This window comes from Agrobacterium sp. 10MFCol1.1, assembly GCF_000381165.1.
GTDB classification, from domain to species: Bacteria; Pseudomonadota; Alphaproteobacteria; order Rhizobiales; family Rhizobiaceae; genus Agrobacterium; species Agrobacterium tumefaciens.
Genome location: NZ_KB906079.1, coordinates 291,058 through 313,858, shown reverse-complemented (window position 1 = coordinate 313,858; position 22,801 = coordinate 291,058). Strand labels below are relative to the sequence as shown.

Here is a 22,801-nt window from a genome sequence, read left to right as displayed (position 1 = left end):
CAACCGTGACCTTGCCCTGCCACAGGCCGGTTTCTTTCGACAGCGTCAGGTGCTCGGGCCGCACGCCGGCGGTGGTCGCACCCTTTTGCCGGGCGTAATCGCCGGTTACCAGGTTCATGCGCGGCGAGCCGATGAAGCCGGCGACGAAGAGGTTGGCGGGCGAGCGGTACAGCTCCATTGGTGAGCCGACCTGCTCGATATTGCCGCGGTTGAGGACCACGATCTTGTCGGCCATGGTCATGGCCTCCACCTGGTCGTGGGTGACGTAGATCATCGTCGTCTTCAACGTGTTGTGCAGCTCGGAGATTTCCAGCCGCATGGTGCCGCGCAGCGCCGCATCGAGGTTGGAGAGCGGCTCGTCAAACAGGAACGCCTTTGGTTCGCGCACGATGGCGCGGCCGATGGCGACGCGCTGGCGCTGGCCGCCGGATAGTTGCGAGGGCCGGCGTTCGAGATAATCGGTGAGGTTGAGGATACGGGCGGCATCGTCGACCTTCTTGTCGATGACGGCCTTGTCGAGCTTGGCCATCTTCAGCGGGAAGGCGATGTTGTTCCTGACGCTCATATGCGGATAAAGCGCATAGGACTGGAACACCATGGCAAGGCCGCGCTCGGCCGGGGCCTTTTCGGTGGCGTCGTTGCCGTCGATGACTATTCTGCCGCCGGAGACGTCTTCCAGCCCGGCAATCAGGCGCAGCAGCGTTGACTTGCCGCAGCCGGACGGGCCGACGAAGACGACGAACTCGCCGTCATGGATGTCGAGATCGATCGACGGGATGACTTTTGCCTCGCCGAAGAGCTTGGACACGTTCTGAAGGGAAATGCTGCCCATTATTGTCGTTCCTTATTTCACGGCGCCAAAGGTGAGGCCACGCACGAGTTGTTTCTGCGAGAACCAGCCGATGACGAGAATGGGGGCGATCGCCATCATCGAGGCGGCCGAGAGCTTGGCCCAGAACAGCCCCTGCGGTGAGGAGAAGGAGGCGATGAAGGCCGTCAGCGGTGCCGCATTGGTGGTCGTCAGCCGGATGGTCCAGAAGGATTCGTTCCAGGCAAGAATGACGTTCAGGAGCAGCGTCGAGGCAATGCCCGGAACCGCCATTGGTGTCAGTACATGCACGATCTCGTTCCAGAGCGAGGCACCATCCATGCGCGCTGCTTCCAGGATCTCGCCGGGGATTTCGCGGAAGTAGGTATAAAGCATCCACACCACGATCGGCAGGTTGATGAAGGTGAGCATGACGGTCAGCCCAATACGGGTATCGAGCAGGCCGGCATTGCGGAAGATCAGGTAGATCGGCACCAGCACCGCCACCCCCGGCATCATCTTGGTGGAGAGCATCCACATCAAAATGTCCTTGGTGCGTTTGGTCGGCGAGAATGCCATGGCCCAGGCGGCGGGAATGGCGATCATGAGCGCGATGATCGTCGAGCCGAGCGACAGCACGACCGAGTTCATGAACGGCTTGAAGTAATCGCGCTGGGTCTGCACGGTGATGTAGTTTTCGAGCGTGCCCGAGGGAATGAGGCTGAAGCCTGCAATCGCCTCCGGCTCGGTCTTGATCGAGGTGAGGAAGGCGTAAAGGATCGGGAAGAACAGCAAAAGCGCCACGGCCCATGCCGCGATGGTGAAGCCGATCTTTGCGCGTGTCGTTGTCTTGCGGGCCATGATCGCTTCTCCTTAACGGTCGAGGTTCTTGCCGACGGCGCGCATCAGGAAGATGGCGACGATATTGGCGAGCACGACGGCGATGATGCCACCGGCCGATGCGCCGCCGACGTCGTAGCCCAGAAGCGCCGTGCGATAGATGAGGAAGGCAAGGTTGGTCGAGGCATAGCCGGGGCCGCCATTGGTGGTAACGAGGATTTCCGCGTAAACGCCGAGCAGGAAGATCGTCTGGATGAGGATGACGACGGTGATGGCGCGGGCAAGATGCGGCAGCGTCAGGTAGATGAAGCGGTTGATGAAGTTGGCGCCATCCATCTCGGCCGCTTCCTTCTGCTCGCCATCGAGCGACTGCAGGGCGGTGAGCAGGATCAGCGTGGCAAAGGGCAGCCATTGCCAGGCGACGATGATGATGATGGAGAGCAGCGGAAACTGCGCGAACCAGTCGACCGGCTGCAGGCCGAAGAAGCGCGACAGATCGGCAAGTACGCCGTAACCGGGATGCATGATCATGTTCTTCCACACCAGCGCCGCGACAGGCGGCATGACGAAGAAGGGCGAGATGATCATGATGCGCACGATGCCCTGACCGAAGATGTCCTGGTCAAGCAGAAGCGCAATCGCAATACCGCCGATGACGGTGATCAGAAGCACGCCGCCGACGATGGCAAGTGTGTTGAAGATCGACTGGAAGAAGGCCGGATCGGTATAGAAATACTGGTAATTGAACAGGCCCGCGAAGCTGACATTGGCAGGGTTGAGCAGATTGTAGTTCTGGAACGAAAACCATAGCGTCATCGCCAGGGGCACGATCATCCACACCAGCAAAAGCAGCACCGAAGGCGCTAGCATAACCCGCGCCAGACCGCTCGTGTTTCGTGTTGCCATTGGTAGTCCCCTCCATGACCGATACCCGCAACGTCTCCGCCGGGGCATTCGAATTTAACTTGACGATTGTCTTAGCAGCGACCTTCGCCCGTCGCCGCATGGTAGGTTGCTAGCACCTGATCCACCGCGGCGATCAGAACCTCCTCCATATCCTTGCCTGCAACCGTGGCGAGCGGCAGCTCGCCGAGGTATTGGCGCAGCAGGGTTTCGGGAATTGTCTTCCCGTCAAGCGCCTTATGCAAGGCGGAAACGGCTGCGAGCGCCTCGGGCCTTGTCCAGTAATAGCGAATGCGGTCGCTGTAGCTGTAGTGACGCTGCAATCTGAGCGTGATGTCATCACCATGGTAATGACCCTGCCAGTCGCCGGGCGCGCCGAGCATCAGCTGTTCCATGGTCCGCGCCAGCGGCCGGTCGCCATAGTCGCCGACCATCTCGGATGCGATCATATCGAGAGCGTAGAGTGCTTCGCGGTAAGCGAAGGTCAGGCCCGGACCGACTTTCAGGATCGGATATCCATCGCGCACAAGGGCGCCAAGCGCTGCTCTCGTTTGATAATCCGTCGAGTGTGCCTCAAAGACCAGTTGCGGTTCGCCGTCGAGTACGGCGCTGAGCGCCGTGGCCGCATCCGGATTGTAAGCGACGACATTGTCGCTGCCGAATTCCACGCCGGGCTGCACGACAAAGGCGATGACCCGTTCGAACGCATCGGAAAGACCGTGCTGCGCGAATATCTCACGGTGCAGGTCAATGGTCGTGCGCGCCGCCTGCGGCTCGGTGGGTGCCACCGTGTCGAGCACGTGATCGGCGCCGCCCGGCACCGGCACTTCGGTGCCGAGAATGTAAAGCGGTTTTGGCAGGACCGCCTCCACGGCTGCCTTTTCGGCGACAGCCGCGAGTTTTGCCGCGCGATTGGCAATGGTCACGTCATCCAGTGCGGCCGGCTCACCGGCGCAGCCCATCGACGCATCCAGATGAATCTTGCGAAAACCGGCTGTGACATAGGCTTCGACCATGGTGGCTGCTTTTGTCAGCGCGTCCTCGGCTTTCTCCTTGCGCCAGGGATTGGGACCGAGATGATCGCCGCCGAAAATCAGGAGCTCGCCGGGCAGTCCTTCTTCCTGCGCAATGCTGTTAACGAAGGTAACGAAGTCGCGCGGCGTCATGCCGGTATAACCGCCGAGGTGATTGACCTGGTTGCAGGTGGCCTCGATCAGCACGGCTGTTTGACCGGCAGCGGCGCGGCGGATTGCGGCGCGCAGGACAACGGGGTGGGCAGAGCAGACCGAAGTGATGCCTGCCGGCTTGCCGGCACGGCGTGCGGCGGCGAGATTTTCCAGAATGGCGGTCATAGGACTTCCTCCGACAATAGCGCGGTCATGAAGGCGTCAAGTTCGGCAAGGCTGGCAGCGCCCTCCATGGGGCCGCGCTTTATGACGTTGTGCGCGCCGGATGCATTGGCATAGGTGAGCGCTATTTCGGGATGCATGCCGAGGCGGCGGCAGGTGAGGTAAGTTGCGCCGAAACAGTCGCCGGCGCCGGTCGGATCGATTTCGGAGACCGTCAGTCCGGGGGCGTCGATGCGTCCATAGGCGCGGCTGAAGTGGCTGGCGCCTTGCACGCCACGCTTCAGCACGATCTCGCCGATACCGGAGGCGAGGAGCTTTTCTATCGCTGCGTCCTCGTCATCCAGACCGGAGGCAGCTTGAAGTTCTTCGCCGGAAGGCAGCAGAAGGTCGGTGACATCAAGGAGATCGTCGATCAGCTTGCGGCCCTCGTTACCCTGCACCAGTTCCTTGCGGATGTTCGGATCGAAAGACACCGAGCCGCCGCGCGCCTTGACGCTTTTGATCGCCTCCAGAATGATCTCGCCGATACCGGCAATCGCAAACGCCGATCCCATGACGTGCACATGGCCCGCCTGTTCGATGAGAGCCTGCGCCTTATCAGTCATGTGCGTTTCGCGCGCTGCCGAATGGGCGATGTTGAAAACGAAATCCCGTGCGCCGTTTTCCCTGTAGCGGACAAAAGCGCTGCCGGTCGGCCGGTCCGCAATGGTGGCGATGGCCGATATGTCCACGCCGTCACGGCGCAGCCGCTCGATGTTGAGGCGGCCGAAATCGTCATCGCCAACAGCCGCGATAATGCCGGCGCTGCCGCCGCAACGCGCGACCTGGTCGATGAAGATGGCGGGCGCGCCGCTTGGAAAGGGGCCGATCAGCGTTTGCGGCTCGAGAAAGCCGTCGCCCACTGTCGTCGCCATGATTTCCACGAGGATTTCACCCGCCGTAATGGTCGGGCCTTTCGCGTGCGGCGCCAGTGCGGATACCTGCCTCATCGTCTCCTCCATATGCATTCGGCCCCCACCTTTCCGATGGGTGCAAACCCCCGACGTTCCGGCTCTGTTATTTTCCGGATATCAGTTAAAATTTACGCGCGTCAAGATATTTTTTGATGATATTTTTGTTGCGATGCAGCAAGTAAAGCGGATCATGCAATTATTTTTGATGACATTATCGACTTTAAAACAGCGAGTTATAGCAATATATCCAAGAGTGCTCACGTCACAGTTTGCTTTTGGATGTTGACAAATGGCGCGATTTTGCGAGATAAAAATTTACGCATGTATTGTTATGCGTGGACATCCGTAAAGGAGGAGCGGGTCTCATGAGCAAATTCATTGGAATTCTGTCGTCGTCTGTGGTTGGAGCGGGCCTTTTGGCCGGACTTGCGCAGGCGGAAGAAATCAACATCGCCACCGTCAACAATGGCGACATGATCATCATGCAGAAGCTTTCCAGCGCCTGGGAGAAGGAAACAGGAAACAAGATCAACTGGATCGTGCTGGAAGAGAATGTTCTGCGCGAACGCGTCACCACCGATATCGCCACCAATGGCGGCCAGTTCGACATCATGACCATCGGCGGTTACGAAGCGCCGATCTGGGGCAAGCAGGGCTGGCTGGCCCCGGTCGATGATCTCGGCGACGATTACGATTACGCCGATCTGCTCGATCCGATCAAAAAGGGCCTGACGGTAGACGGCAAGCTCTTTGCCGTGCCGTTTTATACCGAAAGCTCGTTCACCCTTTACCGCAAGGACCTGTTCGACGCGGCCGGCCTGAAAATGCCTGATAATCCGAGCTACGACCAGATCAAGGACTTCGCGGCCAAGCTGACGGACAAGTCGAAACAGCAATATGGCATTTGCCTGCGCGGCAAGCCGGGCTGGGGCGAGAACATGGCTTTCCTCGGCACGATGATCAATACCTATGGTGGACGCTGGTTCGACATGGACTGGAAGCCGCAGCTGACGAGCGAGCCGTGGAAAAAGGCGATCTCGGATTATGTTGCGCTGATGACTTCCTACGGCCCGCCCGGTGCGGCGACCAACGGCTTTAACGAGAACCAGACGCTGTTCGCATCCGGCCATTGCGCCATGTGGATCGACGCCACCTCGGCTGCGGGACGTATCTACGATCCCAAACAGAGCCAGGTTGCCGACAAGACCGCTTTCACGCGTGCTCCGGTAGAGGCAACGCCGAACGGATCGAGCTGGTCGTGGTCATGGAACCTTGCAATTCCGAACACCACGAAGAAGCTCGAAACCGCCAAGTCATTCGTTAAATGGGCGACCTCGAAGAACTATGTGAAGACGGTCGGTGAAAGCGAAGGCTGGGTCGCCGTGCCGCCCGGTACGCGCAAATCCACTTATGAGCTGCCGGAATACAAGAAGGCCGCACCCTTTGCGGATACGGTGCTGAAAGCCATCATGTCCGCCGATCCGTCGAAGCCGACAAAAGATCCGGTTCCCTATACCGGTGTGCAGTTCGTCGCCATACCGGAATTCCAGTCGATCGGCACGGTTGTCGGCCAGCAGATTGCGGCAGCACTCTCCGGCCAGCAGACCGTCGATACGGCGCTCGAAGGCGCCCAGAAACAGGTCGAGCGTGACATGACCCGCGCGGGCTACATCAAGTAGCCGCGTCCTCCCGGCGTGCCGCCCGTTCGTCACTTTGGCGGCGGGCGGCATGGGTGGGGCTGGCGCACCCGCCGCCCTCATTCCTGTGCTTGTTACAGAAATCCAGTCAGCCCAAGTCCTTGGGCTGAAAAGGACTCTCTCGCCACGCAGACGCGCGTCGGCTGGATTCCTGTGACAAGCACAGGAATGAGGGGAGTGAGAAAATCGCATCTAACACAAACGCGCATGGCCGAGTTCATCCATTACCCGCTATGCATCACGGAGATCGACATGAGATTGAAGAACAAGGTCGCGCTGATTACCGGCGCCGCCCGCGGCATCGGCCTTGGTTTTGCACAGGCTTTCGCCGATGAGGGTGCAAAGGTCATCATCGCCGATATCGATATTGCCAGGGCGACCGCTTCTGCAGCCGCTATAGGCCCATCCGCCAAGGCCATCCGTCTGGACGTGACTGACCTTGGTCAGATCGATGCGGTTGTAAAGGCGGTCGATGAGGAATTCGGCGGCATCGATATTCTCGTCAACAATGCCGCGATCTTCGATATGGCGCCGATCAACGGCATTACCGAAGAAAGCTATGAGCGGGTTTTCGACATCAATCTCAAGGGGCCGCTTTTCATGATGAAGGCCGTCTCCAATGTCATGATCGCGCGCGCGCGCGGCGGCAAGATCATCAATATGGCGAGCCAGGCCGGTCGGCGCGGTGAGGCGCTCGTGACGCTTTATTGCGCTTCCAAAGCGGCGATCATTTCCGCCACGCAGTCGGCGGCGCTGGCGCTCGTCAAACACGGCATCAACGTCAATGCGATTGCGCCGGGTGTCGTGGATGGCGAGCACTGGGAAGTGGTCGATGCGCATTTCGCCAAATGGGAAGGCTTGAAGCCGGGTGAGAAGAAGGCGGCGGTGGCCAAATCCGTGCCGATCGGCCGTTTCGCTACGCCGGATGACATCAAGGGCCTTGCAGTTTTCCTCGCCTCTTCCGACAGCGACTATATTCTCGCCCAGACATATAATGTCGACGGCGGCAACTGGATGAGCTGAAAAGCCGGAGATGACCATGCATGCGATTCAATTCGTCGAGAAGGGACGAGCCGTGCTTACGGACGTGCCCGTCGCCGATCTGCCGCTGGGGCATGCCCTTGTCCGGGTCAAGGCTTCGGGGCTGTGCCATACCGATATCGACGTGCTGCATGCGCGTTACGGTGACGGTGCCTTTCCCGTCATTCCGGGCCATGAATATGCCGGCGAAGTTGCGGCGGTGGCGGCAGATGTCACAGGCATCAAGGTCGGCGACAGGGTTGTCGTCGATCCCAATCTGCCGTGCGGCACCTGCCCCAGTTGCAGGAAAGGGCTTACCAACCTTTGCAGCACGCTGAAGGCCTATGGCGTTTCCCACAATGGCGGTTTTGCGGAATTCAGCGTGGTGCGCTCCGACCAACTGCATGGCATAGGTTCCATGCCCTATCACGTGGCAGCACTTGCCGAACCGCTCGCCTGCGTCGTCAACGGCATGCAGAGCGCGGGTATTGGCGAGCGTGGGTCGATGCCGGGCAATGCGCTTGTTTTTGGCGCCGGCCCCATCGGCCTGCTGCTCGCCCTGTCGCTGAAATCACGCGGCATCGCGACGGTGACGATTGCTGACATCAACGAAAGCAGGCTGGACTTCGCTGAAAGTCTTGGACTTCAGACGGCGGTTTCCGGGTCTGAGGCGCTGCTGCGGCAACAGAAGGCGTTCGATTTCGTGGCGGATGCGACCGGCATCGCAGCTGTTGCGGAAGCAATGATCCCGTTGGTCGCGGATGGCGGCACGGCGCTGTTTTTCGGTGTCTGCGCGCCGGATGCCCGTATCTCGGTTGCGCCTTTCGAAATCTTCCGGCGGCAGCTGAAGCTTGTCGGCTCACATTCGCTGAACCGCAACATACCGCAGGCGCTTGCCATTCTGGAAACGGATGGCGATGTCATGGCGCGGCTGGTGTCGCACCGGCTGCCGCTTTCGGATATGCTGCCGTTCTTTATGAAAAAGCCGTCCGATCCGGCCACGATGAAAGTGCAATTTGCAGCCGAATGATCGTTTGGCCGTTGATAACCGTATTCGACCGGCTTTTCGTGCGAAGGCCGGTCGATATAGAGTACCACATGTAATATTTCATGGGGGCAAGCACTTTGGCTAAATCTATCAGGACGATGGAAGAGTTCTCGGAATTCGTCGGCCTTTCCCGCCCGACTGTTTCGAAATACTTCAATGATCCGGCCTCGGTCCGCAAGAAGACGCGGGATGCCATCGAGGATGCGCTGAAGAAATCGGGCTTCCGACCGAATATCTTCGCCGTCAACCTCAACCGCCGCCGCTCCAATATCATCGGCATCATTATTCCCAACTCAACCGACCCGTTCTACATGGCGCTGACGAGCCGTATCGAACTCATCGCCAACGAGGCGGGGTTCCTTGCCTTCGTGCTGTCGTCCGACGGCAAGGCGGAAATCGAGGATCGGGCCATCCGCACCTTCAAGTCGATGAATGTCGCGGGCGCCATCATCGCTCCGCTCGGCGTCAAGTCCCATCGCGCCACGCTAGAGCAGCTGGCGGCCAGCATACCGATCGTCTATGTCGATTCTCCACTCGACGAGACCTCGGCCTTCGTCGGCACCGACAACCGCCAGAGCGTCGGGCTGATGGTGGATTATCTCTGCCGTTCGGGCGAGCCGCCCTGTTTCTTCGACATGCCGCAGGTCAATACCAACGCCGCAACGCGCCGCACGGCCTATGAGGAGGCGATGCAGCGTCTTGGTTTCGAGCCGCATGTCATCGGTGTTCCCGGCACCGTAACCTGGGATTTCGAGCGTTTCGCCTTTGATGAAGCGACCCGGTTGCTGGACGGCGCAGGGCATTTGCCCTCGCGCACTATTTTATGCGCCAATGACCGTATCGCCTTCGGGGTCATCGCCGCCGCCTTCCAGAAGGGCATCAGGGTCGGCCATGGCACGGATTACGATCTCAGGGTTGCCGGCCATGACGATCATCCGCTTTCGCGTTATGCCTGCCCGCCGATTACCACGGTGGCGCAGAATTACAACGAGATCGGCAGGCTATCGATCGAACTTCTGCTGCAGAAGTTGAACGAGGAGGCGGATGACACGACACGGATGCGCGAGCGCATTCTCCTCAGTGCCGATCTGATGCTGCGCAAATCGGCCTGATAGTTTGTTAGAAAAATTAAAAGAAAAATCTGTTTTTCTAAATAGAACTAATATTTGAACGCTCCTACTCTGTTCCCAGGGTTGCTTTGGGAGGCGACCGCGGGAGCCGGCTCAAGTGTGTGCCGGGATCCGGGAGGAACGCAGAAACGTCATGTCTTCGGTGCCGCGAGGGTTAACCCTTCGTAGCCTCGGTATCGCATGGCCTTCGCCGGGCTGACTGGGCACTCTCGCCAGCAATTTCCCCAGCGAAGGATGTCAAAACATGAATCTCTATTCTCTTCTGTCGCAGCGCGCAGCCGGTGGCAAGCCCGTCAGGGTGGCTCTCATCGGTGCCGGCAAGTTCGGTTCCATGGTTCTGGCGCAGGCGCAGCGCATCGCCGGTTTCCACATGGTCGCCGTCGCTGATCTCAATGTCGGCAAGGCGCGGGAATCGTTTGACCGCGTCGGCTGGCCGAAGGAGCGTTATGACGCGACGAGCTGCGCCGATGCGCTGAAGAGCGGCAAGACCTATGTGACTGACGATGTGAACGAACTGTTCGCCTGCGGCGAGATTGAATGCGTGATCGAGGCGACCGGCCATCCGCTGGCTGGCGCGCGCCATGCGCTCGGAGCCATCGACCACAACAAACATGTCGTCATGGTCAATGTGGAAGCCGATGTGATGGTCGGGCCGATCCTGGCCGAAAAGGCGCGGGCCAAGGGTCTTATTTACTCCATGGCTTACGGTGACCAGCCGGCCCTGATCTGCGAATTGGTCGATTGGGCACGCGCCACCGGCTTCGAGGTCGTTTCCGCCGGCAAGGGGATGAATTTCGAGCCGCGTTACCGGTATTCGACGCCTGATACGGTCTGGAGCTACTTCGGCTGGACTGACGAGGAAGTGGCCAAGGGCGACTTCAATCCGAAAATGTACAATTCATTTACCGACGGCACCAAGGCGGCCATCGAAATGGCGGCGGTCGCAAACGGCACGGGGCTGGATTGCCCGGATGACGGTCTGGCCTTCCCGCCCGCCGGCCTGCACGATCTCGCCCGCGTCTTTCGCCCTGCTGCCGATGGCGGCCGCATGTCGCGTTCGGGTCTCGTGGATATTGCCGCAAGCCAGGAGCCGGATGGTCGCGAGGTGTTTAATAACATCCGTTACGGCGTTTTCGTCACCTTCAAGGCGCATAACGAATATGCCCGCGCCTGCTTCAAGCAATATGGACTGCTGACCGATCCCTCCGGCTGGTACGCCTCCATGTGGCGTCCGTTCCATATCATCGGTCTGGAAACCTCGATCAGTGTGCTGTCCGCGGTGCTGCGCAACGAGGCCACCGGTTGCTCGAAGGAGTTCCGCGGCGATGCGGTTGCGACGGCCAAGAAGGACATGCAGCCCGGCGAAATGCTTGATGGCGAGGGCGGTTACGCGGTTTGGGCCAATGCCATCCCTGCCACCCGCAGCCTCGACATCAAGGCGCTGCCGATCGGCCTTGCCCATAATGTCAAGCTGAAGCGCGCCATCAAGAAGGACCAGATCGTCAGCTTCGACGATGTGGAACTGGTGAGCGACCTGGATGTGGTGAAGCTTCGCCAGGACATGGAAAACCAGTTCCGTCCGCAAAAAGACGCTGCGGCGTGATGGACGGAGAACGGGACATGCCGAATGGAGCTTTCGTGGTAATCGCGGAATTCCGGGTCAAGCCTGACGCGATGGATGTTTTTCTTAACGCAGCGCAAGATGATGCCACCCATTCGGTTCAGGATGAACCGGGTTGCCGGCAATTCGATGTGGTGCGGCCGGAATCCGGAAACAACGTGGTGTTCTATGAGGTCTATGACAGCCGCGAAGCTTTCGACGACCATCTGAAAACACCCCATCTCAACCGGTTTCGCGAGGCGTTTCCCGCCCTCATCGAAGAAGAGTTGCCGGTTCGTTTCCTCAACCGGCAATGGCTTTGAAGGGTGGAAAAAATGCAGGACATCCGCGAAATCGCTGTCATCGGAACGGGCATCATGGGTGCACCCATGGCGGCGCGTCTGGCTGAGGCCGGTTTTTCCGTCAAGGCCTGGAACCGCAGTGCTGAAAAAGCTGCGGTTCTGGCGGCAACGGGCGTGCAGCCGACGGCCACGGCTGCCGAAGCTGTAGCCGAAGCCGATGTCGTGCTCTGTATGCTGAGTTCCGGGCCGGTCTGCGACCAGGTTCTGCTCGGCGCCTCGGGTGTCGTTTCCACCATGAAGCCTGGTGCATTTCTGCTGGTGATGAGTTCGATTCCGGTCGACAGCGCACGGGAACAGGCGGAGGCGGCAAAGGCTCATGGCGTCGCTTATGTCGACGCACCGGTTTCCGGCGGTGAAAAGGGGGCGACTGAGGGAACGCTCGCCATCATGGCCGGCGGTGAGCAGCGGGATGTGGACGCATTGCGGCCACTCCTCAATTGCCTCGGCCGCGTCACCCATGTCGGTCCGGTGGGCTGCGGTTCATTGGCCAAGCTGGCGAACCAGCTGATCGTGGCTTCAACGATCTGCGCCGTAGCGGAAGCTTTGACGCTGGTTGAAGCGGGGGGAGCCGACCCGGCGCAGGTGCGCCAGGCTTTGCTTGGCGGTTTTGCCGAGTCCACCGTCTTCCGCCAGCACGGCAAACGCATGGTGGAAGGCGATTTCCGCCCCGGCGGGCCGGCGAAATATCAGCTGAAGGATACGTCCACGGCGCTTGCTTTCGCCAAGAGCCGTGGCCTGAAATTACCGGTCGGCGAGGAGGTTGACCGGCTGTTCCGCTCCATGGTCGAGCATGGCGCGGGCGAGCTTGATCACAGCGGTGTGATCCTTGAAGTTAAACGCATGAACGCGTTCGGAGGAACGCTCGAAACTGTTTAGAGACAACAACGGGAGGAACACATGAAAATTTCAAAACTTTACGGGCTGGCTCTTGCCGCCACCATGCTTGTTGCATCGATCGCGCAGGCGGAAACGCTCACGCTTTCGACGCCGGACTCCGATACGTCGGAAATTACGCTCGCGGCCAACAAGTTCGCCGAGATTGTTTCGAAAAAGACCGATGGCAAGCTCAAGATCAAGGTGTTTCCGAACGGCACGCTTTATGGCGGCGATCCTTCGGCGGGCGTCAAGCAGCTGGCCGGCGGTTCGCTCGACATGCTCTTGAACTCGACATCGCTTTACGCAGTGTTCAATCCGAAATTCACGGCCATCGCCATTCCCTATCAGTTCCGCGATATCGACCAGTTGCGTGTCTATCTCGACAGCGATCTTGGCAAGGAGCTTTCCGGCGATCTGAGCAAGATCGGCATTCTCGGGCTCGATCTCTGGTCTCGGCCGTTGCGCCAGATCACCAACTCCAAGGCGCCGATCAAATCGCCTGCCGATCTCAAGGGCATGAAGCTGCGTGTGCCGAACAATCCGCTCTGGGTCGAATTCTTCGGCGCCATGGGTGCTGCCCCGACGCCGATGGCCTTTGCGGAAGTCTATAACGCGCTCCAGCTGAAAGTCGTCGACGGGCAGGAAAATCCGGTCAACGTGCCTGTCAGCGCCAAGCTTTATGAAGTGCAGAAATACCTGACGATCAGCAACCACATCGCTGACGCCTGGGTGCTGGGCATGAACCCGGCCCGTTTCGAAGGCCTCGACGAAGGCTTCAAAACGGCGTTGAGGGACGCGGCCACGGAAACCGAGGCGTGGAAAGCTCAGAACGATGCTGCCGATATCGACAAGTCGCTCGCAACGCTGAAGAAGAACGGCATGGAGGTCAACACGCTGACCGATGACGAGCGCAAGGCTTTCGTGGCTGTCGCGACTGGTCTTTCGTCAAAATTCTCCGCCCTCGTGAAAGATCAGGCGTTTTTCGACAAGACGCAGGCTTTCCTCAAGACGAACTGACGCCGCCAGTGAAAGGAGGGCCGGGGTTGCACCGATTAGCAACCCGGCCGCTCCCATCGTCAGCAAGGGTTGCCTTGCCGTAGCGGCAGGGTGGCATTCGTTTTACCGGATATCCGGTTTCAGCAGTGGAAGGGTATTGTCATGCGCGATACGAAACCGTCGGTGCTCGGCACCATCGTCAAGGTCATCGCTGATGTCGCCGCCGGGGCGGCCTGTTTCGGTATTCTTGTCGTCGTTCTTCTCCAGGTCATTGGCCGTCTCATCGGCAGCCCGCTCCCCTGGACCGAGGAGGCGACGCGCTTTCTCTTCATCTGGATGGTGTTCCTTGGCCTTGCCGCCGGTTTCCGCACTGTTGAAAGCGCGCGGGTCGTGGTGTTTCTGGTGCTGTTCCACCGCCTGTTCAGGCGGTTGGCGGTGCCGATCTATGTCGGTTCTTCGGTGTTCTTCTTCGGCATGATGGGCTGGACGGGCTTCACCCTGGTGCGCCAGCAGATCATGATGAACGAGACCGCCGCGACCTTGCCCATCCCCATGTGGACCATCGGCATGGTTCTGCCTGTCTCGGCCGTCATCGCCGTGCTGGCCATCATCGAATCGCTGCGCAGCAGGCGGGACCTGATCGCGCTCCCCGAGATCGGTATCCCCGCGGACGAGATCGCCCACGCCGATATCTCTATTTCAGCAGGACATTGAGCCATGTCGGTCTTTCTTCTCATCGCCTTTTTCGGTCTCAGCATGCTGGGTGTGCCGCTCGCCATCGCTTTGGCGCTCGCCAGTGTCGGCACGCTGTGGCTCTTCACCTCCATGCCCATGGACCTTCTGTCGCAGACGATGTTCTCGTCGATGAACTCTTTCCTTCTCGTCGCCGTGCCACTCTTTATTCTGGTCGGTACGGTGATGGAGCGCGGGCGTGTGGCGGAGCGCATCTTCGATTTCGCCGAGGCGATGGTCGGCTGGCTTCCCGGTGGACTTGGCCACGTCAACGTCATTTCGTCGGTCATCTTTTCCGGCGTCTCCGGCTCCTCGGTCGCCGATATCGCCTCTGTGGGCGCAATCGAAATCAAGGCCATGGAGCGACACGGATTTCCAAAGGGTTATGCCGTCGGCATGACGCTCTGCACCTCCACGCTCTCTTCCATCATCCCGCCGTCGATCCTGATCGTGATTGCCGGTTCCATCGCCAATGTGTCGATCGGCACGCTGCTCATTGCGGGTCTGGTGCCTGGCCTCTTCATCGCCTTCGCTTTTCTTGTCTTTAACCACTTCTATTCGGTGCATTACGGCTACAATCCACCGACGCCCTTCAATTTCCGTCTGGTTATCGTCACCGGCCTTCGCGCCATCCTGCCGATGCTCACGCCGCTGATCCTCATCATCGGTATCGCCAGCGGCCTGTTCACGCCGACGGAAGCCGCGGCCATCGCGGTTGTTTATGTGGCCGTATTGGGTGTGCTGGTCTATCGCACGCTGCCGGTTCGCGAATTGCCGGAAATACTGATATCCACGGCGCGCATTTCCGGCACCATCCTGTTCATCGCCGCCACCTCGCAGCTTGCCGCCTGGGTCTTCACCTTCGACGGCCTGCCGGAACAGGTGGCCGAGCTTTTGAAGGCGATGAACCTTGGGCCGATGTCGGGCATGCTGGTGATCTTCGTGTTTCTGCTGATCATCGGCATCTTCATGGAGGCTATCCCTGCCATGTTCATCCTCATTCCGGTGCTGATGCCGCCGGTGGAGGCGCTGGGCATCGATCCGATCCACTTCCTGATCGTGACTGTCATGACGCTGACACTTGGCCTTGTGACGCCGCCGGTCGGGGTCTGCCTGTTCGCGGCAGCACAGGTGGCGAACATGAAGATCGAAGACGTCATTCGTGGTTCGCTGGCGCCGATGACGGTGCTGACGCTCGCCATATTCGCACTCGTGCTTTTCCCGGTGCTGACGCTCGGGCCGATACGGTTGATGGGTCTTTATTGAGACTGAAACAGGAAGCCTGAAGCATCAGACAACGCGACGGGCACGCCACTCGTCGCGTTGTTTTCGCATCCACTCCAGAAACAGCGTCACTTTTCTCTGACGCAGGTGGGAATGCGGGCAAACGATCCATTGCGTGACGAGCTTGATGCGGGGCGCATCGGCCACGGCCGGGATCAGCATTCCGCGTTGCAGTTCCCGCTCCATCATCAACGTGCTTTCCAGCGCCACGCCGATGCCCAGAACGGCGGCGTCGATGGCCATGTGGCTGCGATCGAACAGAACGCGACGCCAGCGCTTTTCAGCCGTCACGCCGGAAAGCGGGAACCAGTGGTTCCATTGCGCCTGCGCCTTGACCGAGTGGATAAGCCGCTGGTTCTGCAAATCTTCGGGCAGGAATGTACCGGCACCGGGCATGTCCGGTGAACAGACCGGCAGGAACTCCTCTTCCACGAGCCCTTCCACAAACAGGCCCGGCCAGCGGCCATCGCCATGGCGCAGCTCTATGTCGACAAGCTCCTGCGAAAAATCGGTCGGCTCGTTGGTGCCGTCGAGGCGCACTTCCAGTTCGGGATGCTCCTCCAGAAAGGAGCCGAGACGCGGCAGCAGCCATTTGTTGGAAATGGTCGGGGTTGCCCTGATTGTCAGCGTGGTCACCGAGCGGAAGCCGCGAATACTGTCGGTGGCATCGGTGATCTGCTCGATCTGTGCGGTGATCATCGAGAAGTACCGCTCGCCCGCCTCCGTCAGCGTCACCTTTCGGCCGGTCCTCGCCATCAGCGTCGTACCAAGCTGGCCTTCGAGCAACTGGATCTGCTGGGAAACGGCTGAAGGCGTAACGCTCAGCTCTTCCGCCGCCCGCGAAATGCTGCCCGCCCTTGCCGCAGCATGAAAGACGAGGATCGATTTTATCGGTATCTGCATGTGGCTGGTCTTCGCTCAACGAATTACGGCAGTCACCGTGATTATCACAGGTGACTGCCGTGACGAAACGCTTGAGAGCGAAGGGTCTTTACCGGTGGCTCGGCAACTTTGGCAAAAGCACGGTCAACAGGCCGAGCAGCGGCAGGTAGGAGCAGATGCGATAGACGAACTCGATGCCTTCCTTATCCGCATAGATGCCGAGAACCGCGGCTCCGATGCCACCGAAGCCAAAGGCGAAACCGAAGAACATGCCGGCGATGAGACCAACGCGCCCGGGTACCAGTTCCTGCGCGAACACGACGATTGCCGAGAAGGCGGAGGAGAAGACGAAGCCGATGACGACGACGAGAACGGTCGTCCAGAACAGGTTCGCATAGGGCAGCATCAGCGCGAAGGGAATGACGCCGAGGATCGAGAACCAGATGACGACGCGCGAGCCGAAGCGGTCGCCGATCGGGCCACCGAAGAAAACGCCCGCCGCAGAAGCGCCAAGGAAGAGGAACAGCAGAACCTGCGCATCCTGCACGCCCAGCCCGAACTTCTCGATGGTGTAGAAGGTGAAATAGCTGGAAAGGCTGGCGAGATAGGCATTCTTGGTGGCGGTCAAAACCACCAGCACGGCAAGCGTCATCATCACGGTGCCGCGCGCCAGCGGAAGTGCGCGGCTGGCCGGAGCCTTGCCGACATTCGCGCGGCGGTGGCGGGTATACCAGACGCCGACCCAGGACAAGACGGCAAAGCCCATCAGCGCGATCAGTGAGAACCAGCTGAGGCTGGCTTGACCGAACGGGATGACGATGAAGGCGGCCAGCAGCGGGCCGATGGCCGTGCCTGTATTACCACCAACCTGGAAGAAGGACTGTGCCAGACCGTGGCGACCACCGGATGCCAGACGGGCAACGCGTGACGCCTCCGGATGGAAGATCGCCGAGCCGACACCGATCAGGCAGGCGCCGATCACGAGCACCTCGAAGCTGTGAGCGAATGCGAGCGTGATGAGGCCGGCACAGGTCGAGAGCATCGCGACTGGCAGGGAGAAAGGCATGGGCCAGCGATCGGTCACCATGCCGACGACCGGCTGCAACAGCGATGCCGTGACCTGAAAGGCGAAGGTGAGCAGCCCGATCTGCATGAAGTCGAGCGCATAATTGGCCTTCAGCAGCGGATAAAGCGACGTCAGCAGCGATTGCATGATGTCGTTGAGCATGTGGCAGAAGCTGGCTGCTGCAATGATTGAAAACGCCGTGCGTTGCGGGCTGAACCCGGTGCTGGTGACGGTGGCCATGATGTATCCTCTCCAGATTCCCCGCGAGAGACGGGAAACGTGTCTTTATTTCTTCCCGCTTTTATTCATATTGTTTCTGGCCTGCTTTCGTGTTCTGGACGATTTTCTTTGTGAATGGGCCAAATGGCAAAAATCAAATCGCTAAAACCCGCCCGTCTGGCGGATGACGACCATGAGCGCAGCCTGAAATTGATCGACGGCACCAACGAGCCGGTGCTGGCGCTTCACCGTGCCTATCCGACAGGACACCATACCCCTGTCCACAGCCATGGTCGGGTGCAGATATGGTGCGCACGCCAGGGCGTCGTGCTGGTCAGCACCGCCGCAGGGCGCTGGATGATACCGCCCGGTCACGGGCTTATCATTCCAGCCGGGCTGAAACATGAGGCTGAGATCATCTCAACGGTGGAGATGCATTCGATCTACGTTCACCCCGATCTGTTTCAAGCCGGGGCCCCAAGGGTGGTGGAAATTACCGCCCTTGCCTCCAGCCTGATTTCGGAATTGCTGGGCGAGGAGTTGCAACCTGCCGCTTTTCACCGGCAGGGACTGGTGCGGGCGCTTCTGCTCGATGAGGTAAACCGTCTGCCGGAACGCCCGCTGGGATTACCCTTTCCCGATAATCAGCGTCTTGCCGGTCTTTGCCGCGAGTTCCTGAAAAAGCCTGTGGCCAGAGTGGAAATCGATGACTGGGCCGCCGCCATGGGCATGAGCCGGCGCTCCTTTACGCGGTTATTTCGTAAAGAGTTGGGGGTGAGTTTTGTCACCTGGCGTCAGCAGGCCTGCATTTTTGCGTCTCTGCCGAGGCTTGCCGCGGGCGAGGCGGTGACCAATGTGGCGCTGGATGCCGGTTATGAAAATATTCCGGCTTTCACCACCATGTTCCGGCGAATGCTCGGCAATTCGCCCCGCGCCTATCGCAAGGCGGCAGGTCAGCGCAGTGCCGGCTACTCCGATTTTGAAGAGGCGGAAAATTAAGCCGCCGTCGCGCGCATATCGCGGCGGAAATCGGAAGGCGACATGCCGGCGATCTGACGAAACGCCTTGTTGAAGGCACTGACGGAGCCGAAGCCGCTTTCCATGGCAATCTGCAGAATATTGTCCTTGCCGTTCATCAGCATCGCCTGGGCGCGGGAAAGCCTGAGCAAGGTCAGATATTTGATCAGCGTCATGCCGGTGGATTTGCGAAACAGGTTCATCGCATATTTCGGATGAAGCGAGGCGGCGCGGGCAATTTCGGTCGCGTCGATGTCGTCTAGAAAATTGGCGGCAATGAAATCGCACATGCGCACCACGCCGATTGAGGGCGCCATGCTCTCGTCGTTCTCTTCCCGTTTGCCGCTGACGGCGGAGGATATGACGGTATAGGGCTCGAGGAACATGCGCTCCACCCGCAGCAGCAATTCCTCCACCGCATGCTGCGCCTTGGCCGGATCACCCGACGTGACGTAACGGAACCAGCGGCCGAAATTTTCCTCGTCGGCCCGGTCCGTCTGCGCACTCACCATCGTTGCGCCGCCCATCAGCAGGCTGGAAACCGCAGCCGGCAGGCGCATGCGGAAAAAATGGACGAGCGGCAGATGCGCGCCCGCATAAATCGAATCATCGGAGGAACGGTCCATCTGGTGCGGCTGGCCGCCCCAGAAAATGCACATCTGGCCGGCATCGAGCGAAAGGTCGTGGTCGCCCATCCGGTAATGTACGGATCCCGACATCACATAGTTCACCTCCACCTGCGCATGCCAGTGCGGCCTGAGCATGATGGGCGGGTGGTTGTAAAAAAGCTGGAGCGTGGTCGGCATGCCTTCGATGCTGCTTGCACCCGGCTGGTAGAAGGCTCTTTCCGCAATCTTACTTTCCGCCAAATCGATGTTCCCTTTGTACGAGACAGATTTCCTGCCGCCGGTAATGTGCCCATGTTCGCTAAAGAACGGCAATTGAAAAAAGGGAGGTTTTCAATGTGCTTTAAATTTCTTGGCGCGTCGACGGCTCTGGTGCTCCTTGCGGCACCGGTAATGGCGCAATCCGAGACCTTAACCATCTGGAGCTGGAATGTCGCCGCATCGGCGCTTAAATCCACTGTCGAAGGGTTCAACAAGCAAAATCCTGACATCAAGATTGTTGTTGAAGACCTTGGAAACGATCAGGTTTTCGACAAGACGCTGGCGGCTTGCGCAGCGGGTGGCGACGGCCTCCCGGATATTGTAACGGTCGAAAATTTCGAGGCGGAACTGTTCTGGAGCCGGTTCCCGGATTGTTTCACGGATTTGACTGCACTTGGCTATACGCCTGAAAAACAGGCGCTTTTTCCTGACTTTAAGCGCACGGAACTGGAGGTCGATGGCGTAGCTTATGCGGTGCCTTGGGATTCGGGTCCGGTGGCCGTTTTTTACCGGCGCGATTTCTACGAAAAGGCTGCTGTCGATCCGGCCACCATCAAAAGCTGGGATGATTTCATCGCGGCTGGCAAGAAGGTCATGGCCGCCAATCCCGGCACCGTGATGGCGCAGGCCGATTTCAACGGCGACAGCGAGTGGTTCCGCATGATCGCCAACGAGCAGGGATGCGGTTACTTTTCGACCGACGGCCAGAACATCACCATCAACAAACCTGCCTGTGTCGCGACGCTTGAAAAGATCAAGCAGATGAAGGATGCCGGCATCATCACGGCTGCGATCTGGGATGAGAAGATTCAGGCCAATACTGCCGGCAAGGCCGCGAGCCAGATGTATGGCGCCTGGTATGAAGGCACGGTTCGCTCCGGCTCTCCCGGTCTTTCGGGCAAGTGGGGTGTCTATATGATGCCGAGCCTTACGCCTGACGGTCCGCATGCAGCCAATCTCGGTGGCTCTTCGCTGGCGATAAGTTCGGCGTCCAAGCACAAGGAAGCCGCCTGGAAGTACATCGACTACGCGCTGACCACCAATGAGGGGCAGGTGACGATGCTGAAGTCCTTCGGCCTCGTTCCCTCGCTTCTCTCCGCCATCGATGATCCTTTCGTCAAGGAAAAGCAGCCCTATTGGGGTGGGCAGGCGGTCTGGACCGATATTCTGGCGACCCTGCCGAAAATCGTGCCCAGCCGTGGCACCGCGTTCCAGTCGGATGCAGATGCGATCTACAAGGCGACGCAGACCAAATATTTCGCGGGTGGTTATACCGATGCGAAAGCAGCTCTCGACGATGCCGCAAAGCAGATCGAAACGGCCACGGGGCTGCCGGTCGCGGAATGAAGCTCTCGGATGGCCGGCCTTGCGGTTTAGCATGACCGGCCTCTCCAAGCTTTCCAACCATCGCATCTGGAGGTCGTCATGCCGTCAAGGAACAGGATCGCTTATGCGTTCCTTGCGCCCTATCTTCTGATTTTCGCGACGTTCTGGGTCTGGCCGATCGTCAGCTCGTTCATGCTGTCGTTTCAGAACACCCGCATCAATCCCTGGCGGTTTGCGCCCTCCATGAACTGGGGGAGGCTGGTCTCCGATCCGGCGTTTTATAACGCGCTCTACAATACGCTCATCATTCTGGTCATTCAGGTGCCTGTCATGATCGCGCTTGCGACCGTCATGGCGGTACTTCTGAACTCGCCACTGTTGAAGGTACGCCCGCTTTACCGTTTTGCCTTCTTCGCACCCGTCGTCGTCGGAGAAGTCGCTTATGCGGCAGTTTTCCGGCTGATGTTCAGTGCCGATTTCGGCATCATCAACAAGCTCATCACTTCCGTTGGCCTTTCGCCCATCTCGTGGTTCGACAATGCCAATGCGGCCATGGCGCTGGTCATCATCGCCGTCACATGGCGCTGGGCGGGGTATAACGCCATCATCATTCTGGCCGGCCTGCAATCCATCCCCGGCGATGTCTATGAGGCGGCGACACTGGACAAGGTGAACAAGCGGCAGCAGTTCTTCCACATCACACTGCCGCTGTTGAAACCCATCATCCTTTTCTGCGTGGTCCTGTCCGTCATCGGCACCATGCAGCTTTTTGCCGAGCCTTTCCTCATCACCAACAGGGGTGGGCCGGGCGGCGGTACGGAAACGCTGGGGTTGTTCCTTTACCGGCAGGGCTTCACTTCGCTCAATTTCGGCTACGCCTCAGCCATCGCCTACACCATGGCGGCGCTCGCCATCGCCATTTCGCTTCTTAATCTCTGGGTCGGGAGGGAGCCGAAATGAGATCGAAATCCAGATCGCTTCTCTGGCAGAAGATCGCGCTGCATGCGACGCTGACGCCGCTTGCCCTCATCTGGCTATTTCCGCTGTGGATGATGTTCGTGTTCTCGACTATGCCTGATTTTGGCATTTTCAGCCCCGACATCGTGCTCGTCCCGTCCACCAATTTCATCGAGAACTTCAAAAACCTTCAGGCGGATACCAACTTCCTGCGGGCGATGTTCATATCGATCACCGTTGCGGTCATCTATACGGTTTTCTCGGTGTTTCTGACCTCCATGGCGGGCTGGGCGCTGGCGCGCTATCGTTTTGCCGGACGCTCGGTGGTGATCGCCATCATTCTCGGCACCATCACCTTGCCTTTTGCAGTTGTCGTCATTCCCCAGTTCATCATGGTGGCGCGCGAATTCAAGCTCGCCAACACCTGGGTGGCACTCATCGTGCCTCCACTGTTTAACTCGCTCGGCGTGCTGTTCATGCGGCAATCCTTTTCCATGATGCCAACGGAGCTTTTCGATGCGGCAAGGGTCGAGGGCGTCAAGGAATGGCAGATATTCCTGCGCATTGCCCTGCCATTGGCGCGCCCCACCATGGCGGCGCTGTCCATCATCCTCTTCCTCGCTTCCTGGAATAATTATCTCTGGCCGCTGCTGATCAACTCCCGCCCGGAAATGATGACCGCACCCGTGGCACTTGGCACCCTCATCGGGCTCACCAAAGTGTCATGGGGCGGCATCATGGCCGGTGCAGTTCTGCTCACCGCACCCATTCTCATCGTTTTCGTGGCTTTGCAGCGCCACTTCATCGCCGGCATTTCCGCCGGGGCAGTCAAGTAAGGGGAGAGACCGC

Annotated in this window: 22 protein-coding genes; 14 read left to right on the top strand and 8 right to left on the bottom strand. The window is 59.3% G+C overall.

Annotated elements, in window-relative coordinates:
• The 5 genes from F617_RS0120065 to F617_RS0120045 form a co-directional block, all read right to left on the bottom strand.
• Window positions 1-832 (bottom strand): ABC transporter ATP-binding protein (locus F617_RS0120065; protein ID WP_019566493.1); only part of this gene is annotated, 832 nt, incomplete at its 3' end.
• A gap of 12 nt (window positions 833-844) precedes the next feature.
• Window positions 845-1,669 (bottom strand): carbohydrate ABC transporter permease, encoded by an 825-nt coding sequence (locus F617_RS0120060; RefSeq protein WP_003510506.1) that lies wholly within the window; start codon window positions 1,667-1,669, stop codon window positions 845-847.
• A gap of 12 nt (window positions 1,670-1,681) precedes the next feature.
• Entirely contained in the window at window positions 1,682-2,554 is an 873-nt protein-coding gene (locus F617_RS0120055; RefSeq protein WP_013761441.1) for a carbohydrate ABC transporter permease, read from the bottom strand.
• A 71-nt stretch (window positions 2,555-2,625) separates the two neighbouring features.
• A complete protein-coding gene (locus F617_RS0120050; protein WP_019566492.1) occupies window positions 2,626-3,903 on the bottom strand; it encodes a D-tagatose-bisphosphate aldolase, class II, non-catalytic subunit in 1,278 nt (425 codons plus the stop codon).
• Window positions 3,900-4,907: a sugar kinase gene (locus F617_RS0120045; protein ID WP_019566491.1), complete on the bottom strand. Its 1,008-nt coding sequence runs from the start codon at window positions 4,905-4,907 to the stop codon at window positions 3,900-3,902. Before F617_RS0120045 ends, F617_RS0120050 begins: the two co-directional genes overlap by 4 nt.
• Window positions 4,908-5,218: 311 nt before the next feature.
• Between F617_RS0120045 and F617_RS0120040 the strand changes: the two genes are divergently transcribed.
• The 10 genes from F617_RS0120040 to F617_RS0119995 all read left to right on the top strand — a co-directional run bounded on the left by F617_RS0120040 (window position 5,219) and on the right by F617_RS0119995 (window position 15,580).
• A complete protein-coding gene (locus F617_RS0120040; protein ID WP_019566490.1) occupies window positions 5,219-6,532 on the top strand; it encodes a sugar ABC transporter substrate-binding protein in 1,314 nt (437 codons plus the stop codon).
• Between the two features lie 270 nt (window positions 6,533-6,802).
• The gene (locus tag F617_RS0120035) at window positions 6,803-7,573 is read left to right on the top strand and encodes a galactitol 2-dehydrogenase (RefSeq protein WP_025595922.1); all 771 of its coding nucleotides are present in this window, start codon (window positions 6,803-6,805) and stop codon (window positions 7,571-7,573) included.
• Between the two features lie 16 nt (window positions 7,574-7,589).
• Window positions 7,590-8,600, top strand: a complete 1,011-nt coding sequence (locus F617_RS0120030) for a D-altritol 5-dehydrogenase (RefSeq protein WP_025595924.1) — start codon at window positions 7,590-7,592, stop codon at window positions 8,598-8,600.
• 116 nt (window positions 8,601-8,716) lie between these two features.
• On the top strand, window positions 8,717-9,730 hold the full coding sequence (locus F617_RS0120025) for a LacI family DNA-binding transcriptional regulator (protein WP_019566487.1): 1,014 nt from the start codon (window positions 8,717-8,719) through the stop codon (window positions 9,728-9,730).
• Window positions 9,731-9,992: 262 nt separating this feature from the next.
• A complete protein-coding gene (locus tag F617_RS0120020) occupies window positions 9,993-11,351 on the top strand; it encodes an NAD(P)H-dependent oxidoreductase (protein ID WP_019566486.1) in 1,359 nt (452 codons plus the stop codon).
• Between the two features lie 17 nt (window positions 11,352-11,368).
• Window positions 11,369-11,671 (top strand): putative quinol monooxygenase, encoded by a 303-nt coding sequence (locus F617_RS0120015; RefSeq protein ID WP_034502380.1) that lies wholly within the window; start codon window positions 11,369-11,371, stop codon window positions 11,669-11,671.
• A 12-nt stretch (window positions 11,672-11,683) separates the two neighbouring features.
• Window positions 11,684-12,586 carry an NAD(P)-dependent oxidoreductase gene (locus F617_RS0120010; protein ID WP_019566484.1) on the top strand — a complete coding sequence of 301 codons (903 nt, stop codon included), beginning with the start codon at window positions 11,684-11,686 and terminating at the stop codon, window positions 12,584-12,586.
• 21 nt (window positions 12,587-12,607) lie between these two features.
• Entirely contained in the window at window positions 12,608-13,603 is a 996-nt protein-coding gene (locus F617_RS0120005; protein WP_019566483.1) for a DctP family TRAP transporter solute-binding subunit, read from the top strand.
• 141 nt (window positions 13,604-13,744) lie between these two features.
• Entirely contained in the window at window positions 13,745-14,296 is a 552-nt protein-coding gene (locus tag F617_RS0120000; protein ID WP_003517954.1) for a TRAP transporter small permease, read from the top strand.
• Window positions 14,297-14,299: 3 nt separating this feature from the next.
• On the top strand, window positions 14,300-15,580 hold the full coding sequence (locus F617_RS0119995; RefSeq protein ID WP_003517952.1) for a TRAP transporter large permease: 1,281 nt from the start codon (window positions 14,300-14,302) through the stop codon (window positions 15,578-15,580).
• A gap of 24 nt (window positions 15,581-15,604) precedes the next feature.
• On the opposite strand, the gene F617_RS0119990 is transcribed toward F617_RS0119995, so the two are convergent.
• Window positions 15,605-16,501: a LysR substrate-binding domain-containing protein gene (locus F617_RS0119990; protein ID WP_003517949.1), complete on the bottom strand. Its 897-nt coding sequence runs from the start codon at window positions 16,499-16,501 to the stop codon at window positions 15,605-15,607.
• Window positions 16,502-16,589: 88 nt separating this feature from the next.
• A complete protein-coding gene (locus F617_RS0119985; protein WP_003517947.1) occupies window positions 16,590-17,786 on the bottom strand; it encodes an MFS transporter in 1,197 nt (398 codons plus the stop codon).
• Window positions 17,787-17,909: 123 nt separating this feature from the next.
• Here F617_RS0119985 and F617_RS0119980 point away from each other — a divergent pair, with 123 nt between their 5' ends.
• Entirely contained in the window at window positions 17,910-18,764 is an 855-nt protein-coding gene (locus F617_RS0119980; protein WP_019566482.1) for a helix-turn-helix domain-containing protein, read from the top strand.
• Here the strand turns inward: F617_RS0119980 and F617_RS0119975 are convergent.
• Window positions 18,761-19,651 (bottom strand): helix-turn-helix domain-containing protein, encoded by an 891-nt coding sequence (locus F617_RS0119975; protein ID WP_013761428.1) that lies wholly within the window; start codon window positions 19,649-19,651, stop codon window positions 18,761-18,763. The two genes, F617_RS0119980 and F617_RS0119975, sit on opposite strands and share 4 nt — an antisense overlap.
• A gap of 93 nt (window positions 19,652-19,744) precedes the next feature.
• Here F617_RS0119975 and F617_RS0119970 point away from each other — a divergent pair, with 93 nt between their 5' ends.
• The 3 genes from F617_RS0119970 to F617_RS0119960 all read left to right on the top strand — a co-directional run bounded on the left by F617_RS0119970 (window position 19,745) and on the right by F617_RS0119960 (window position 22,788).
• A complete protein-coding gene (locus F617_RS0119970) occupies window positions 19,745-21,016 on the top strand; it encodes a sugar ABC transporter substrate-binding protein (protein WP_019566481.1) in 1,272 nt (423 codons plus the stop codon).
• A 78-nt stretch (window positions 21,017-21,094) separates the two neighbouring features.
• Entirely contained in the window at window positions 21,095-21,955 is an 861-nt protein-coding gene (locus tag F617_RS0119965; protein ID WP_013761426.1) for a carbohydrate ABC transporter permease, read from the top strand.
• Complete coding sequence (locus F617_RS0119960) at window positions 21,952-22,788, top strand: carbohydrate ABC transporter permease (RefSeq protein ID WP_013761425.1); 837 nt, start codon at window positions 21,952-21,954, stop codon at window positions 22,786-22,788. Before F617_RS0119965 ends, F617_RS0119960 begins: the two co-directional genes overlap by 4 nt.
• The last annotated feature ends 13 nt before the right edge of the window (window positions 22,789-22,801 follow it).